11 protein-coding genes are annotated in these 13,889 nt (G+C 64.8%); 3 read left to right on the top strand and 8 right to left on the bottom strand.

Annotated elements, in window-relative coordinates; translation table 11 throughout:
- Nucleotides 1–67: 67 nt before the first annotated feature.
- Nucleotides 68–2,461 (top strand): phosphoenolpyruvate synthase, encoded by a 2,394-nt coding sequence (ppsA, locus tag EDF71_RS05240; RefSeq protein WP_133855562.1) that lies wholly within the window; start codon nt 68–70, stop codon nt 2,459–2,461.
- A gap of 130 nt (nt 2,462–2,591) precedes the next feature.
- Here ppsA and wrbA read toward each other — a convergent pair whose 3' ends face one another.
- On the bottom strand, nt 2,592–3,191 hold the full coding sequence (wrbA, locus tag EDF71_RS05235) for an NAD(P)H:quinone oxidoreductase (RefSeq protein ID WP_133855561.1): 600 nt from the start codon (nt 3,189–3,191) through the stop codon (nt 2,592–2,594).
- A 184-nt stretch (nt 3,192–3,375) separates the two neighbouring features.
- Nucleotides 3,376–4,266: a LysR family transcriptional regulator gene (locus EDF71_RS05230; RefSeq protein ID WP_133855560.1), complete on the bottom strand. Its 891-nt coding sequence runs from the start codon at nt 4,264–4,266 to the stop codon at nt 3,376–3,378.
- Nucleotides 4,267–4,429: 163 nt separating this feature from the next.
- On the opposite strand from EDF71_RS05230, the gene EDF71_RS05225 reads away from it, so the two are divergent.
- Complete coding sequence (locus tag EDF71_RS05225; RefSeq protein ID WP_243854180.1) at nt 4,430–5,908, top strand: MFS transporter; 1,479 nt, start codon at nt 4,430–4,432, stop codon at nt 5,906–5,908.
- 4 nt (nt 5,909–5,912) lie between these two features.
- Here EDF71_RS05225 and EDF71_RS05220 read toward each other — a convergent pair whose 3' ends face one another.
- Nucleotides 5,913–6,551, bottom strand: coding sequence for a MarR family transcriptional regulator (locus EDF71_RS05220; protein WP_133855558.1), 639 nt, complete (start codon nt 6,549–6,551; stop codon nt 5,913–5,915).
- An 88-nt stretch (nt 6,552–6,639) separates the two neighbouring features.
- Between EDF71_RS05220 and EDF71_RS05215 the strand changes: the two genes are divergently transcribed.
- Complete coding sequence (locus EDF71_RS05215) at nt 6,640–8,082, top strand: MFS transporter (RefSeq protein WP_133855557.1); 1,443 nt, start codon at nt 6,640–6,642, stop codon at nt 8,080–8,082.
- Nucleotides 8,083–8,161: 79 nt separating this feature from the next.
- Here the strand turns inward: EDF71_RS05215 and EDF71_RS05210 are convergent, their stop codons facing one another.
- From EDF71_RS05210 to EDF71_RS05190, 5 genes are all read right to left on the bottom strand, one after another.
- Nucleotides 8,162–8,956: an ABC transporter ATP-binding protein gene (locus tag EDF71_RS05210; protein ID WP_133855556.1), complete on the bottom strand. Its 795-nt coding sequence runs from the start codon at nt 8,954–8,956 to the stop codon at nt 8,162–8,164.
- Between the two features lie 13 nt (nt 8,957–8,969).
- The gene (locus EDF71_RS05205; RefSeq protein ID WP_133855555.1) at nt 8,970–9,854 is read right to left on the bottom strand and encodes an ABC transporter permease; all 885 of its coding nucleotides are present in this window, start codon (nt 9,852–9,854) and stop codon (nt 8,970–8,972) included.
- 116 nt (nt 9,855–9,970) lie between these two features.
- Nucleotides 9,971–10,939 carry an ABC transporter substrate-binding protein gene (locus EDF71_RS05200; protein WP_133855554.1) on the bottom strand — a complete coding sequence of 323 codons (969 nt, stop codon included), beginning with the start codon at nt 10,937–10,939 and terminating at the stop codon, nt 9,971–9,973.
- Nucleotides 10,940–11,282: 343 nt separating this feature from the next.
- Nucleotides 11,283–12,053 (bottom strand): lipocalin family protein, encoded by a 771-nt coding sequence (locus tag EDF71_RS25535; protein WP_279586277.1) that lies wholly within the window; start codon nt 12,051–12,053, stop codon nt 11,283–11,285.
- Between the two features lie 120 nt (nt 12,054–12,173).
- On the bottom strand, nt 12,174–13,880 hold the full coding sequence (locus EDF71_RS05190; protein ID WP_133855552.1) for an electron transfer flavoprotein-ubiquinone oxidoreductase: 1,707 nt from the start codon (nt 13,878–13,880) through the stop codon (nt 12,174–12,176).
- Nucleotides 13,881–13,889 lie beyond the last annotated feature (9 nt).

Raw genomic sequence — 13,889 nt, 5'->3', positions numbered from 1 at the left:
GTGCGTGCCATTGCCCCCACTGCGGCCATGGGCGCCCGAGCCAGTTTTTAACTTCCGGAGCTTCACCATGTCCAACCTCTACAGCGCGACCGCCCTGGTCGTACCGTTTGAGAACCTGAGAATGACCGACGTCGAGGTCGTAGGCGGCAAGAACGCCTCGCTCGGCGAAATGATCTCGCAACTGCCGCAAGGCGTGCGCGTGCCCACTGGCTTTGCCACGACGGCCCACGCATTCCGTGAGTTCCTGGCCCACGAAGGCCTGGCTGGCAAGATCAGCGCCAAGCTCGCGGCGCTGGATGTGGACGATGTGCGCGCGCTGGCGCAGGTCGGCGCCGAGATCCGTGCCATGGTCGAGGCCCAGCCTTTCCCGCTCGATCTGCAAAAAGCCATTGCCGAGGCTTTTGTGACCTTGCAAGCGGGCAATACCGAGGCCTCCTTTGCCGTGCGCTCCTCGGCCACCGCAGAAGACCTGCCTGACGCTTCGTTCGCCGGCCAGCAAGAAACCTTCCTGAACGTGGTGGGCATCGACGATGTGCTGCACAAGATGAAGGAAGTGTTTGCCTCGCTCTACAACGACCGCGCCATCTCCTACCGCGTGCACAAGGGCTTTGAGCACGATGTGGTGGCCCTGTCGGCCGGTGTGCAGCGCATGGTGCGCTCGGACAAGGGTGCCGCCGGCGTGATGTTCACGATTGATACCGAGTCGGGCTTTGACCAGGTGGTCTTCATCACCTCCAGCTATGGCCTGGGTGAGACCGTGGTGCAGGGCGCCGTGAACCCGGACGAGTTCTATGTGCACAAGCCCATGCTGGAAGCCGGCAAGCAGGCGCTGATCCGCCGCAACCTGGGCTCCAAGCTGCTGCAGATGGTGTTTGCAACGCCTGAAGAAAAGGCCGCCTCCGGCAAGCTGGTGAGCACCACCGATGTGAGCCCCGAACTGCGCAACCGCTATTCGCTGACCGATGCCGAAGTGCATGAGCTGGCGCAGTACGCGCTGGTGATCGAGAAGCACTATGCCCGCCCGATGGACATCGAATGGGGCAAGGACGGCACCGACGGCAAGCTCTACATCCTGCAGGCACGCCCTGAGACGGTGAAGAGCCAGTCCAAGGGCCAGGCCGAGCAGCGCTACAAGCTCAAGGGCAGCGGCACCGTGCTGGCCGAAGGCCGCGCGATTGGCCAGAAGATCGGCACCGGCCGTGTGCGCCTGGTCTCCGACATCTCGCAAATGGACCAGGTCGAAGCCGGCGATGTGCTGGTGACCGACATGACCGACCCGAACTGGGAGCCGGTGATGAAGAAGGCGGCGGCCATCGTCACCAACCGCGGTGGCCGTACCTGCCACGCCGCGATCATTGCGCGCGAGCTGGGCATCCCCGCCGTCGTGGGCTGCGGCAATGCCACCGAGCTGCTGAAGAACGGCACCCTGGTGACGGTCAGCTGCGCAGAAGGCGACACCGGCCGCATCTATGACGGCCTGCTCGAAACCGAAGTGACCGAGGTCAAGCGTGGCGAGATGCCTCCGATCAAGACCAAGATCATGATGAACGTGGGCAACCCCCAACTGGCCTTTGACTTTGCCCAGCTGCCCAACGACGGCGTGGGTCTGGCACGTCTGGAATTCATCATCAACAACAACATCGGTGTGCACCCCAAGGCCATCCTGGACTACCCGGCTGTGGATGCCGACCTGAAGAAGGCCGTCGAATCCGTGGCCCGTGGCCATGCCTCGCCGCGCGCTTTCTACGTGGACAAGATCACCGAAGGTGTGGCAACGATCGCTGCGGCGTTCTACCCCAAGCCCGTCATCGTGCGCATGTCGGACTTCAAGTCCAACGAATACCGCAAGCTGATCGGTGGCAGCCGTTACGAGCCCGATGAAGAAAACCCGATGCTGGGCTTCCGTGGTGCAGCGCGCTACATCTCCAAGGACTTCGGCGAAGCCTTCAAGATGGAATGCGAGGCGCTCAAGCGCGTGCGCAACGAGATGGGCCTGACCAATGTCAAGATCATGATCCCCTTCGTGCGTACCCTGGACCAGGCCAAGCGCGTGACCGAGCTGCTGGCGGCCAATGGCCTCAAGCGCGGCGAGAACGGCCTGGAAGTCATCATGATGTGCGAAGTGCCCTCGAACGCCATCCTGGCCGATGAGTTCCTGGAGTACTTCGACGGTTTCTCGATCGGTTCGAACGACCTGACCCAGCTGACCCTGGGCCTGGACCGCGACTCCGGTCTGGAACTGCTGGCCGCCGACTTTGACGAGCGCGACCCTGCCGTCAAAAAGATGCTCGAGCGCGCCATCAGCGCCTGCCTGGCACAGAACAAGTACGTCGGTATCTGCGGCCAGGGACCTTCGGACCACCCTGACTTTGCGCAGTGGCTGGCGGACAAGGGTATTGCCTCGATCTCGCTGAACCCCGACAGCGTGATCGACACCTGGCAGCGCCTGGCCGCCAAGTAAGCGGTACTGCTCTGCCACCAGCGCGGTGGCAGGCGCCTCACAAGGCGCCAAAACCAAAAAGCCAGTCAGAACCTCTGACTGGCTTTTTTACGTTCCAAGACGGCTGCAGCCGGCCGGGCCGGCTAGAGGCTCAGGCGCTCAGCTTGGCGGCCAGTGCGGCGACCTTGGCGCCCTGGGCAAAGGCCAGTTCCAGCTCGGGGGCGGAAGGCTGGCGCGAGCCATCGGCACCGGCCAGCGTGGCGGCGCCGTAGGGCGAGCCGCCCTTGGCCTGCGACAGGTCAAACTGCGAAGGCAGGCCAAAGCCGGCGGGCACGATCACCATGCCGTGGTGGGCCAGGGTGTTCCAGAACGAGGTGACCGTGGTTTCCTGGCCGCCCAGGGTGCCGGTGGAGGTGAACACGCTGCCCACCTTGCCCGACAGCGCGCCCTTGGCCCAGAGGCCGCCGGTCTGGTCGAGGAAGCTGCGCATCTGGCCGCTCATATTGCCAAAACGGGTGGGGGTGCCAAAGATGATGGCGTCGTACTCGGCCAGCTCGGCGGGCGTGGCCACCGCAGCGGCCTGGTCGACCTTGCCGCCGGCGGCCTGGAAGGCTTCCTGGGGCATGGTCTCGGGCACGCGCTTGATGACGACCTCGGTGCCTGCCACGCTGCCTGCGCCTTCGGCGATCTTGCCGGCCATGGTCTCGATGTGACCGTACATGGAATGGTAGAGAACCAGAACTTTAGCCATGGTGAATATTTCCTCAATCGTTGAATACGGACCGCAACCGCGGTGAAGAGCGCCTGCTTGCCATTGGTTGTTGGCGCCTGTATCCACTGTAGGGCTTGGCTGCCGGTTTGGGGTGCCGCTGGTTTGAACGCAGCGTTGCATGGATTTGAACAATCGCTGCCAGCCGACCGCCGGCCAGCGGCCATCACCAGGCGCTGCGCCCCAGCAGCAGCTTGCACAGCGCCTGCACCTTAGGCGAGGCATGGCGTGTGCGCGGGTAGACCAGGGAGAGCTCGCGGCTGCGGCCTTCCAGCGCGGGCAGCAGCCGTTCCAGCCGACCATCGGCCAGCGCATCGCGCACCGCAAAGCCCATCACCTGGGCCACGCCCAGACCGGCAATCGCGCCTTCGATCAAGGGGTCGCCACTGTCAAAGCGGATGGCATGGGGCGCGGGCCAGTCGATGGTGCTGCCATCGGGCAGGCGAAACTGCCAGGGCACGGCAAAACCCCGGTAGTGGTTGTAGACCGACAGGCAGCGGTGCGTGGCCAGCTCGTCCAGATTCTGCGGCCGGCCATGGCGGGCCGTGTAGGCGGGCGATGCCACCGTCACCCAGTGCAGCGGCGGCAGCGGCCGGCCGATCATGCGGCTGTCCAGCAGGGGGCCAATGCGCACCGCGGCGTCATAGCCCTCGTCCACCATGTCCACCAGGCGGTCGGTAAAGCTGGCCTCGATCTGCAGGCCCGGGTACTGCTGCAGCAGCTGGCCGAGCAGGGGTGTCAGCACCACCCGGCCCAGCACCGAGGGCGCCGTCATGCGCAGCACGCCAGTGGGCTCGCAGCGCCGGTCCAGCAGCTGCTGCCTGGCATCGTCCAGCCCGGCGATCAGCTCGGCACTGCGGTCCACCAGCAGGCAGCCATCGGGGGTCAAGGACACATTGCGGGTATTGCGGTGCAGCAAGCGCGTGCCCAGGTCGGCCTCCAGCTGGGCAATGGCGCGGGAGATGCGTGACTGCGTGGTGCCCAGGCAGTGGGCGGCCTGGGTAAAGCTCTTGTGCTCGGCCACCTTGATCAGCATCTGTACCGCGTTCAAATCCATGGGGCTGCTCCTGCCAAACTATTGATTCATTTTTGCATAAGTAAAAGATGAGATTGCTGTTTATCTTCGTTATTGATTTAAATACCATGTCGCCATGACCGGTCATCACCCGCCTGCAGGCGCTGCCCCAGCACTGCAGGTTCGTATGTTTTGGAGTGATGAAGTGACCCTTGAAAAACCTGTGCACCCCGCTGGGGTGCTGCGCCATCCGCGCGCCGCGCTGGCCCTGCTGTCGTTTGCGCAGCTGCTGATTGCGCTTGATGCCACGATTGTCTTTGTCGCGCTGGATGCCATGGGCCAGCAGCTGCAGCTCGATGCCCGCCACCTGCAATGGGTCATCAGCGGCTACAGCGTGGCCTTTGGCGGCTGCCTGCTGCTGGCCGGGCGCTGTGCGGACCTGCTGGGCCAGCGCCGCATGTATGTGGCGGCCATGGCGCTGTTTGGCCTGGCCTCCTTCGCTGGCGGCTTTGCGCATCTGCCCTGGCAACTGGTGGCAGCGCGTGCCGGGCAGGGTGTGGCAGCGGCGCTGCTGTTCCCGGCCACCCTGTCGATGATCAATACCTTGTATGCCGCTGGCGCTGAGCGCAACCGCGCGCTGGCGGTGTGGAGCATGGCCAGTGCCGGCGGGCTGGCGGCCGGGGCCTTGCTGGGGGGCTTGCTGACCCAGACCTTGGGCTGGAACTGGGTGCTCTGGGTGCTGGTGCCGATTGCCTGGCCTTGCGCGATGGCCGCAGGCCGCTACCTGCCGGCGATGCCTGCCGTGCCCGCTGCGCAGCGCCGTTTTGACCTGCTGGGCTGCATCAGCGTGACCGTGGGTGCCAGTGCCTTGGTGGCCGTGCTGGTGCAGGGCCCGCAATGGGGTTGGGGCGATCTGCGCACGGCCAGCCTGCTGGTGCTGGCGCTGGCCGTGCTGGGCCTGTTCTGGCGCACCGAGGCGCGCGTGGCCGCCCCCCTGATGCCGCTGGCCATGCTGCGGGTGGGCAGCCTGCAGACCAGCATGCTGCTGGCCATGTTGTTTATGAGCAGCTATGGCGTGCAGTACTACTTTCTGGGTCTGTATTTCCAGCAGGTGCTGGGCTGGAGCCCGCTGCAGGCCGGCCTGGCCTTTGTGCTGCCAACGGCGGTCTGCACCTGGGGCATACGCCTGGCCGAGCGCGGCCTGGCGCAGCAGGGTACACGCAGCGTGCTGCTGCGGGGCTGGGCGGCCGGTGTGCTGGGCATGGTCTGGATTGCAGCCGTGCTGCCGCTGGCCGGCAACTATGCCTGGCTGGTGCCGGGCTTTGTGGTGATGAGCCTGGGGCAGGGCGCGAGTTGGACCGGCATGTGGGTCATGGTAGGCCAGGGTATTGCGCCGGCGCGCCAAGGCGTGGCATCGGGGGTGGCGGCTACTGCGCAGCAGGTGGGTGCGGCGCTGGGCCTGGCCTTGCTGGTGATGCTGGCAGCCGCGCCGTTGGCTGGCCTGGAGGGGGCCAGCGCCGAGACCCTGCGCCAGGCCAATGCCCAGGGCTTGCAGCATGCGCAATGGGGCGCAGCGGGCCTGGCCTTGCTGGCCTGGCTGGTCTGCCTGCGCATGGCCAAGCCGCAGGCGCTGCCACTCACCGATGCCCAGGCGGTGGGCGACAGCAGTAGCGCTTGCGCCTGAGCGGCTACAGCGGCTGCACCAGGTAAACGCAGCGCTGGCCGCCTTCGAGCAGGTATTCGCTGCGCTCCAGCGTAGCCAGGCCTTCGACCACTTCCTGGAACAGCGCCTGCTCCGAACGGCAAAAGCCCCGGCAGCTTTGCGCAGCTGCACAGATAGGGCAGTGGTGCTCCACCAGCAGCCAGCCTTGCGGGTGGGGCTCGACATGGGCCATATAGCCCTCCTGGGTACGGACCTCGGCCAGCTGGGCCAGGCGCTCGGGCAGGCCGGGGGCGGTGCAGGCCTGGCGGTAGCGGCTGCGTGATTGCGCTTCGCGCTCGCTGATCAGGCCGTCCATGCCTTGCTGGCCAAACAGCTTTTCGATCGCGCCAATCAGCTGCACCGTGAGCTGGGCATGGGCGTCGGGGAAATAACGCTGGCCCGCAGCGGTCAAGGTCCACAACTGGCGCGGCCGGCCTGCGCCGGCTGGCTTTTGCAGATCGGCCTGCACCAAGCCCTGGTCGGCCAGCTTGTTGATCTGCTGGCGGGCGGCCTCGGCCGTCATCTGCAGTGCGCGCGCCAAGTCTGCCGTGCTGGCGGGGGCCTGGCGCTTGAGCGCCTCCAGCATGCGCATGGTGGCTGAGGGATCGATGGGGAGCGATGGCATTTATTAATACAAGCAATAGCTTGTTTTATTTCTGGGGCTGGGGAATTATCAAAGACAATGCTTGCATTATTTCACAACAAGGAATGGCATGGCATCGTCCCCTTCATCGTCACTCAACCCGGCCGCTGTGCCGGTGCCCGAAGCGCCGGCTGGCTGGGCCCAGCTGCTGGGCCGGCCCCATGGCCTCAAGGCGCTGGCGCTGACCGGCGCGGTCGCCATGCATGCGATCAATGTGCATATCGTCACCACCATCCTGCCCTCGGTGGTGCAGGAGATTGGCGGCCTGGCCTGGTATGCCTGGAGCACCACCTTGTTTGTCGTGGCCTCCATCATCGGCGCCGCACTGGCGGTGCGCATGCTGGCCGGCTGGGGCGCACGGGGTGCCATGCTGGCGGGCTTGCTGGTGTTCAGCCTGGGCAGCCTGCTGTGCGCGACGGCGCCGTCCATGCCCATGCTGCTGCTGGGCCGCGCGGTGCAGGGCCTGGGCGGTGGCGCGGTGGGGGCGCTGAGCTATACCTTGATCCGGCTGGTGTTTCCACCCGCGCTGTGGCCACGTGCGATTGGGCTGATCTCAGCCATGTGGGGTGTGGCCACGCTCAGCGGCCCAGCGGTAGGCGGCCTGTTTGCCCAGGCCGGCCATTGGCGGCTGGCCTTTGGCGCCTTGCTGCCTTTGCTGCTGCTGCAAATGTTGCTGGTGCAGCGCCAGCTGGCACCGCAGCGCCTGCTGCGCAGCACACCCGCGCAGGATGGCGGCATTGCCGGCCTGCAGATCGCGCTGCTGGCGCTGTCCGTGCTCTTGGTGGCGGCGGCCAGCGTGGTCACGGCGCCGCTTTGGCAATGGCTGCTGGCGGCGGCCGGTTTGCTGGCTGGTGCTGCTGCGATCTGGCATGAGCGCCGCGCCAGCCGCCGCTTGCTGCCCCAGGGTGGCACGGCCTTGGGCCAGCCGCTGGGCATGCTCTATGCCGCCGTCGCCTTGCTGCTGATGGGGACGATGACCGAGGTGTTTGTACCCTATCTGCTGCAGCATCTGCATGGCCTGCAGCCCTTGACGGCCGGCTATGTGACGGCCTTGCTCGCCGGCGGCTGGTCGGTGGCCTCGGTGCTGTTCTCGGGCAAAAGCGGCCGGGCGGGCAGGGCGCTGATGCTGATCGGCCCGCTGCTGTGCACCTTGGGCCTGGTGGCGCTGGCGCTGGCCATGCCCTGGCAGGGGATGGCGGCCTTGGTGGTCTGCGGCATTGCGCTGGCGCTGCTGGGTCTGGGCGTAGGCATGGCCTGGCCGCATGTGCTCAATGCCATCATGCACAGCGCCAGTGCGCAGGAGGCCGACAGCGCTGCCTCGGGTATCACCACGGTGCAGCTCTATGGCATGGCCGTCGGTGCTGCGCTGGTGGGCCTGGTGGCCAATGCGCTGGGGCTGACTGCGCTGGCCGACCCGGCAGCGCTGGGCCGCTCGGCGCTCTGGCTGTTTGCGGTGTTTGCGCTGTTCCCTGCGCTGGCAGCCTGGTCGCTGCGGCGCTTTTTGCGCGGCTAGTCGCCTGGCAGCAGGCATAAAAAAACAGCGGATGCCACCTGGGTGGCTCCGCTGTTTTGGGGGAGGAGGCGGGTGTTGCTCAGCTCAACAACAAGGCATCATCGGCGAGCTTTTCACCACGCACCTTCTCGAACATCTGCAGCAGATCGGGCACGTCCATCTTGGCGCGCTCTTCGCCGCTGACATCGAGCACCACCTGGCCCTGGTGCAGCATCACGGTGCGGTCGCCCACATCGAGTGCCTGGCGCATGCTGTGGGTCACCATCATCGTGGTCAGCTTGCCTTCATCGACGATGCGGGCGGTGAGCTTGAGCACAAAGTCGGCCGTGCGCGGATCGAGCGCAGCGGTGTGCTCGTCCAGCAGCAGAATGCGCGAAGGCTGCAGTGCGGCCATCAGCAGGCTGACGGCCTGGCGCTGGCCGCCCGAGAGCAGGCCGATGCGGTCGGTCAGACGGTTTTCCAGGCCCAGGCCCAGGGTGGCGAGCTTTTCGCGGTAGAGCGCACGGTTGGCTTGCTTGACGGCCTTGGACAGGCCGCGAAAGTTGCCGCGCTCATGCGCCAGGGCCATGTTCTCTTCGATCGACAGGTCTTCGCAGGTGCCGGCCATCGGGTCCTGGAACACGCGGGCCACCCTGTGGGCGCGGTCCCAGACGGGCTTGCGGGTCATGTCTTCACCGTCGATGACGATGCTGCCCGAGTCGACCATCAGGTCGCCGGAGATGGCGTTCAAAAAGGTCGATTTACCCGCGCCATTGGAGCCGATGACGGTGACGAACTGGCCGGCTGGAATGTCCAGCGCCATGCCGCGCAGCGCGCGGGTTTCGATCGGGGTGCCGGGGTTGAAGGTGATCTTGAGGTCTTTTGCGCTCAGCATGTCTCTCTCCTTGTCAGTGCTTTTTCGCAAAACGACGTTTGAGCTGGGGGATGACCAGCGCGATCGTGACCAGCAAGGCCGTCACCAGGTTCAGATCCTGGGCCTTGAGGCCGATGAAGTCGCTGTTCAGCGCCAGCGCAATGAAGAAGCGGTAGACGATGGCGCCAATCACCACGGCCAGGGTGGCCAGAATCAGCTTGCGCGAAGGCAGGATGGACTCACCAACGATCACCGCCGCCAGACCGATCACGATGGTGCCGATGCCCATGGAGCTGTCGGCGCCGCCCTGGGTCTGGGCAAACAGTGCGCCCGCCAGGCCCACCAGGCCGTTGGAGACGGCCATGCCCAGCAGGATCATGCCGCCGGTGTTGACGCCCTGTGCGCGCGCCATGCGGGCATTGGTGCCGGTGGCGCGAATGGCCAGGCCTCGCTCGGTCAGGAAGAACCAGTCCATCGCCAGCTTGGCCAGAACCACGATCACGCACATCAGCAGCGGGCGGAACACATAGTCTTCGATGCCGGCGGGTTGCAGCTGGTTGAACAAGGTCGGGTCGTTGATCAGCGGCACATTGGGGCCACCCATGATGCGCAGGTTGATGGAGTACAGCGCGATCATCATCAGGATCGACGCGAGCAGGTCCATGATCTTGAGCTTGACGTTCAGCCAGCCGGTGATCAGGCCGGCAATCGCGCCGGCCAGCGTGGCACCGATGGTGGCCAGAAACGGGCTGTAGCCACCGGTGATCATCACGGCGCAGACAGCAGCGCCCAAGGGGAAGCTGCCATCGACCGTCAGGTCAGGAAAGCGCAGCAGGCGGAAGGAGATGAACACACCGAGCGCGACCAGCGCGAAGATCAGGCCGATCTCGATGGCTCCCAAAAATGAAAATAAGGTCATGGAGTTTTCTTATCTGATGGGGTCTGGATAACGAACAAGCCCCGCTTCTGGCGGGGCTGCGTCTTGTCACCCCCTGGGCTGCGCGGGTTGCACAGCCACAGGCGAGGCGGCATCCATCACTGAATTACTTTGGCAGCCGACTTGACCAGCTCGTCGGACAGCTTGATGCCTTGCTTTTCAGCGGCACCGGGGTTCACGTACAGCTCCATCTTGGTCGAGACTTCGGTCTTGATGTCGCCGGGCTTTTCACCCTTGAGGATACGTGCCACCATGCGGCCGGTCTGATCGCCCAGATCGCGGTAGTTGATACCCAGGGCAGCCACGGCGCCACGGGCCACCGAGTCGGTGTCCGATGCCACCAGCGGCAGCTTGGAATCCTGGCCAACCTTGACCAGGGCTTCATAGGAGGACACCACATTGTTGTCGGTGTTGGTGTAGATCACATCGGCCTTGCCGACCAGCGAGCGCGCTGCGCTCGAGACGTCCACCGAGCGGGGAGCCGCTGCTTCCACCAGGGTCATGCCCAGCTTGGGCAGCAGTTCCTTCAGCTCTTTGACCACCACGGCAGAGTTGGCCTCGCCGGGGTTGTAGACCATGCCGACGCGCTTGGCGTTGGGCACGACCTTCTTCAGCAGTTCCATCTGCTTGTCCAGGGCCAGCAGGTCGGACACGCCGGTCACGTTGTTCTTCGATGGCTCCCAGCTGGGCACCAGCTTGGCGGCCACGGGATCGGTCACTGCGGAGAAGACCACGGGCACGGTCTTGGTGGCGGCGACCACGGCTTGGGCCGATGGTGTGGCGATCGCGACGATGGCATCGGGCTTGTCACCGACAAACTTGCGGGCGATCTGGGCAGCGGTGCCAGGGTTGCCCTGGGCGCTTTGGTACTGCCACTTGAGGTTCTTGCCTTCTTCAAAGCCTTCGGCCTTGAGTGCCGCCTTGACGCCGTCGCGCACTGCGTCCAGCGCAGGGTGTTCCACGATGGCCGTCACGGCCACCGATTTCTGGTCTGCTGCCTGTGCGGGCGCGATGGCCGCGATTGCCAGTGCCACGGCGCCCAGAGGGGCCCAAGCCAATTTCTTCATGCGTATATCTCCGCCAAATTTGTTGAATTGCATCCGCAGCACTGCTGCTTGATCCGCCCCCTGTTACAACAGGTGGCAAACAGGTAGCAGCAGTCTACACCCCGCCACCCATGGGATGACACATTTGTGATCTATGGGATTGCCCTAGTTGCAGCCCTGCCTGAAAAGCTGTGCTGGCTTGCGCAAGTTGGCGTATGCTTGCATAAATATTTCCTGGAATAGTTTCCTGGATCAATAAAACTGTGTTTGGTGGAGAAATATGCAGCGCTCTGGCAATAAAACTGTGCGTGGAATTTTGCCTGCCGCAAGCCCTGGAGGCGCCGCTGTCGCGCACCCAGGGTATTCACCGAGGCGCGGTTTCCTGGTCCGGAACGGCCCATTGCAGCGGCGCCTTCAGCAGGTTCTGGCGCGTGGCCAGCTGCTCCAGCGGTGCGCGCAGCTCGGGTTCCAGCTCGCTGCGGCGGCTCAGGATGGAAAAGGACTTGGGCCCCGGCCCCGACACCATCGCCCATTGGTAGTTGGGATCCAGCGCCACCACGTAGTAGCTGACGCCAAAGGGCCCGAAGCGGCTGATGCTGAAATGCACTGGCATGGGCATCTGGTAGTGGCTGCTCAGTGCCGCGCCCTTGGCATCGACCGGCGCCATATAGTCCTGGCGGCGGTCCCAGCGGTTGGAGAGCGGATCGTAGGAGGTGGCGATCACCCGCACGCCGCCGTCATAGCGCTGCAAAAACTCATAGCGTTCGCGGGTGCGCAGGGCATCCTGCGGCTCCTCGACCTTGGCGGCCTTGTACCAAAGGCCCATAAAACGCTCCAGATCCAGTTCGGTGGCCGATACCAAAGGCGCAGGGGCAGGCGCTGCTGCGGGCGGGGATGGCGCTGCAGCCTTGGGTGGTACAGGCGGAGGGGGACGCTTGGCGCGTTTGCTGGGCGCAGCAGGCGTTGTGCTGGCAGCGGCTGGGGCTGCGATGCTGGCCTGGGCCCAGAGCAGACTGGCCAACAGTGCAGAGGCCACTGTAAGTAACGGGCGGGACCGAACAGTCCCCACCGGGCCCTGGGCCTGGCAGGGCCTGTGTCGGGCTGAACAGCGTGGGGAGCGTAACCAGACAAACATGGGGCCATTGTCGGCACGCCAGCTGTGGCGTGCTTGTCGGCCAAGTTCGGCAATCCATGGCGGGCCGGCCCGTGTTTGCCCTGCCATGGAAACCCGAGGAGTTGGTTCTAGGAACCGTGCTTACATGCCCGTGTAGTTCGGGCCGCCACCGCCTTCGGGCGTTACCCAGACGATGTTCTGGGTCGGGTCCTTGATGTCGCAGGTCTTGCAGTGCACGCAGTTTTGCGCATTGATCTGCAGGCGCTGGGCATCGCCGCCCTGGCTTTCGTCCGCCACGAACTCATAGACCCCCGCCGGGCAGTAGCGCTGCTCGGGGCCTGCGTACTTGGCCAGGTTGATCTGCACCGGCACGCTGGCATCTTTCAAGGTCAGGTGGGCGGGCTGGTCTTCGGCATGGTTGGTGCCGCTGATGAAGACGCTGGAGAGGCGGTCAAAGGTCAGCTTGCCATCGGGCTTGGGGTACTGGATGGGTTTGCATTGCGACGCGGGCTTGAGGTAGGCGTGGTCGGGCTTGTCGCGGTGCAGGGTCCAGGGCATGTTGCCGCGCAGCACAAACTGCTCCAGGCCGTTCATGATGGAGGCGGTGACCAGGCCCTTCTTGAACCAGCTCTTGAAGTTGCGGCTCTTGTTGAGCTCTTCGTAGAGCCAGCTCTTCTCAAACGCAGCCGGGTAGGCGCTCAGCTCATCGCCCTGGCGGCCAGCGGCAATGGCTTCAAAGGCGGCTTCTGCGGCCAGCATGCCGGTCTTGATGGCGGCGTGGCTGCCCTTGATGCGGCTGACGTTCAGGAAACCGGCATCGCAACCGACCAGCGCGCCACCAGGGAACACGGTCTTGGGCAGGCTCATCAGGCCGCCGGCGGTAATGGCGCGGGCGCCATAGCCAATGCGCTTGGCCGGCTTGATGCCCTTGGACTCGTCGCCTTCCAGGTAGTAGCGGATGTTGGGGTGGGTCTTCCAGCGCTGCATCTCCTCAAACGGAGACAGGTAGGGGTTGGAATAATCCAGACCGGTGATGAAGCCCAGGGTGACCTTGTTGTCGTCCAGGTGGTAGAGGAAGGCGCCACCGTAGGTGTCGTTGTTCATCGGCCAGCCGGCGGTGTGCATCACAAAGCCGGGCTGGTGGCGCTGGGGATCGATCTCCCACAACTCCTTCACACCCAGGCCATAGGTCTGCGGGTCCTTGCCTTCGTCGAGCTTGAACTTGGCGATCAGCTGCTTGCCCAGGTTGCCACGCGAGCCTTCGGCAAAGATGGTGTATTTGCCATGCAGTTCCATGCCCAGCTGGAACTCGCCGGTGGGCTCGCCGTTCTTGCCGACGCCCATGTTGCCGGTGGCCACGCCCTTGACGGAGCCGTCTTCGTTGTAGACCACTTCAGCGGCGGCAAAGCCGGGGAAAATCTCGACGCCCAGGGCCTCGGCCTGCTCGGCCAGCCATTTGACGACAAAGCCCAGCTGCACGATGTAGTTGCCTTCGTTGTGAAAGCAGGGCGGCAGCAGCCAGTTGGGGGTGCGCAGACCGGATTTTTCGCTCAGGAAGACCATCGCGTCTTCGGTCACCGGCTGGGTCAGCGGTGCACCCTTGGCTTTCCAGTCAGGGATCAGCTCGGTCAGCGCGCGGGGATCCATGATGGCGCCGGACAAGGTGTGCGCACCGGGCTCAGAGCCTTTTTCCAGCACGACGACGGAGACATCGCTGCCTTTTTCCGCAGCCAGCTGCTTCAAACGGATGGCCGTGGCCAGCCCGCCTGGGCCGCCGCCGACGATGACAACGTCGTACTCCATCGACTCGCGGGGGCCATATTGGGCCAGTATTTCTTCGTTGGTCATCGGGGCTCC

Source organism: Comamonas sp. JUb58, assembly GCF_004364775.1.
Classification (GTDB): domain Bacteria; phylum Pseudomonadota; class Gammaproteobacteria; order Burkholderiales; family Burkholderiaceae_C; genus Comamonas.
Note: the sequence above shows the minus strand (reverse complement) of the source record. Positions and strands in the feature narration are given on the sequence as shown.

Excerpts from the sequence above, each read along its gene's own strand:
- ppsA (WP_133855562.1), top strand. The coding sequence starts at position 68 with ATGTCCAACCTCTACAGCGCGACCGCCCTGGTCGTACCGTTTGAGAAC.
- wrbA (WP_133855561.1), bottom strand. The coding sequence starts at position 3,191 with ATGGCTAAAGTTCTGGTTCTCTACCATTCCATGTACGGTCACATCGAG.
- EDF71_RS05230 (WP_133855560.1), bottom strand. The coding sequence starts at position 4,266 with ATGGATTTGAACGCGGTACAGATGCTGATCAAGGTGGCCGAGCACAAG.
- EDF71_RS05220 (WP_133855558.1), bottom strand. The coding sequence starts at position 6,551 with ATGCCATCGCTCCCCATCGATCCCTCAGCCACCATGCGCATGCTGGAG.
- EDF71_RS05215 (WP_133855557.1), top strand. The coding sequence starts at position 6,640 with ATGGCATCGTCCCCTTCATCGTCACTCAACCCGGCCGCTGTGCCGGTG.
- EDF71_RS05210 (WP_133855556.1), bottom strand. The coding sequence starts at position 8,956 with ATGCTGAGCGCAAAAGACCTCAAGATCACCTTCAACCCCGGCACCCCG.
- EDF71_RS05205 (WP_133855555.1), bottom strand. The coding sequence starts at position 9,854 with ATGACCTTATTTTCATTTTTGGGAGCCATCGAGATCGGCCTGATCTTC.
- EDF71_RS05200 (WP_133855554.1), bottom strand. The coding sequence starts at position 10,939 with ATGAAGAAATTGGCTTGGGCCCCTCTGGGCGCCGTGGCACTGGCAATC.
- EDF71_RS25535 (WP_279586277.1), bottom strand. The coding sequence starts at position 12,053 with ATGTTTGTCTGGTTACGCTCCCCACGCTGTTCAGCCCGACACAGGCCC.
- EDF71_RS05190 (WP_133855552.1), bottom strand. The coding sequence starts at position 13,880 with ATGACCAACGAAGAAATACTGGCCCAATATGGCCCCCGCGAGTCGATG.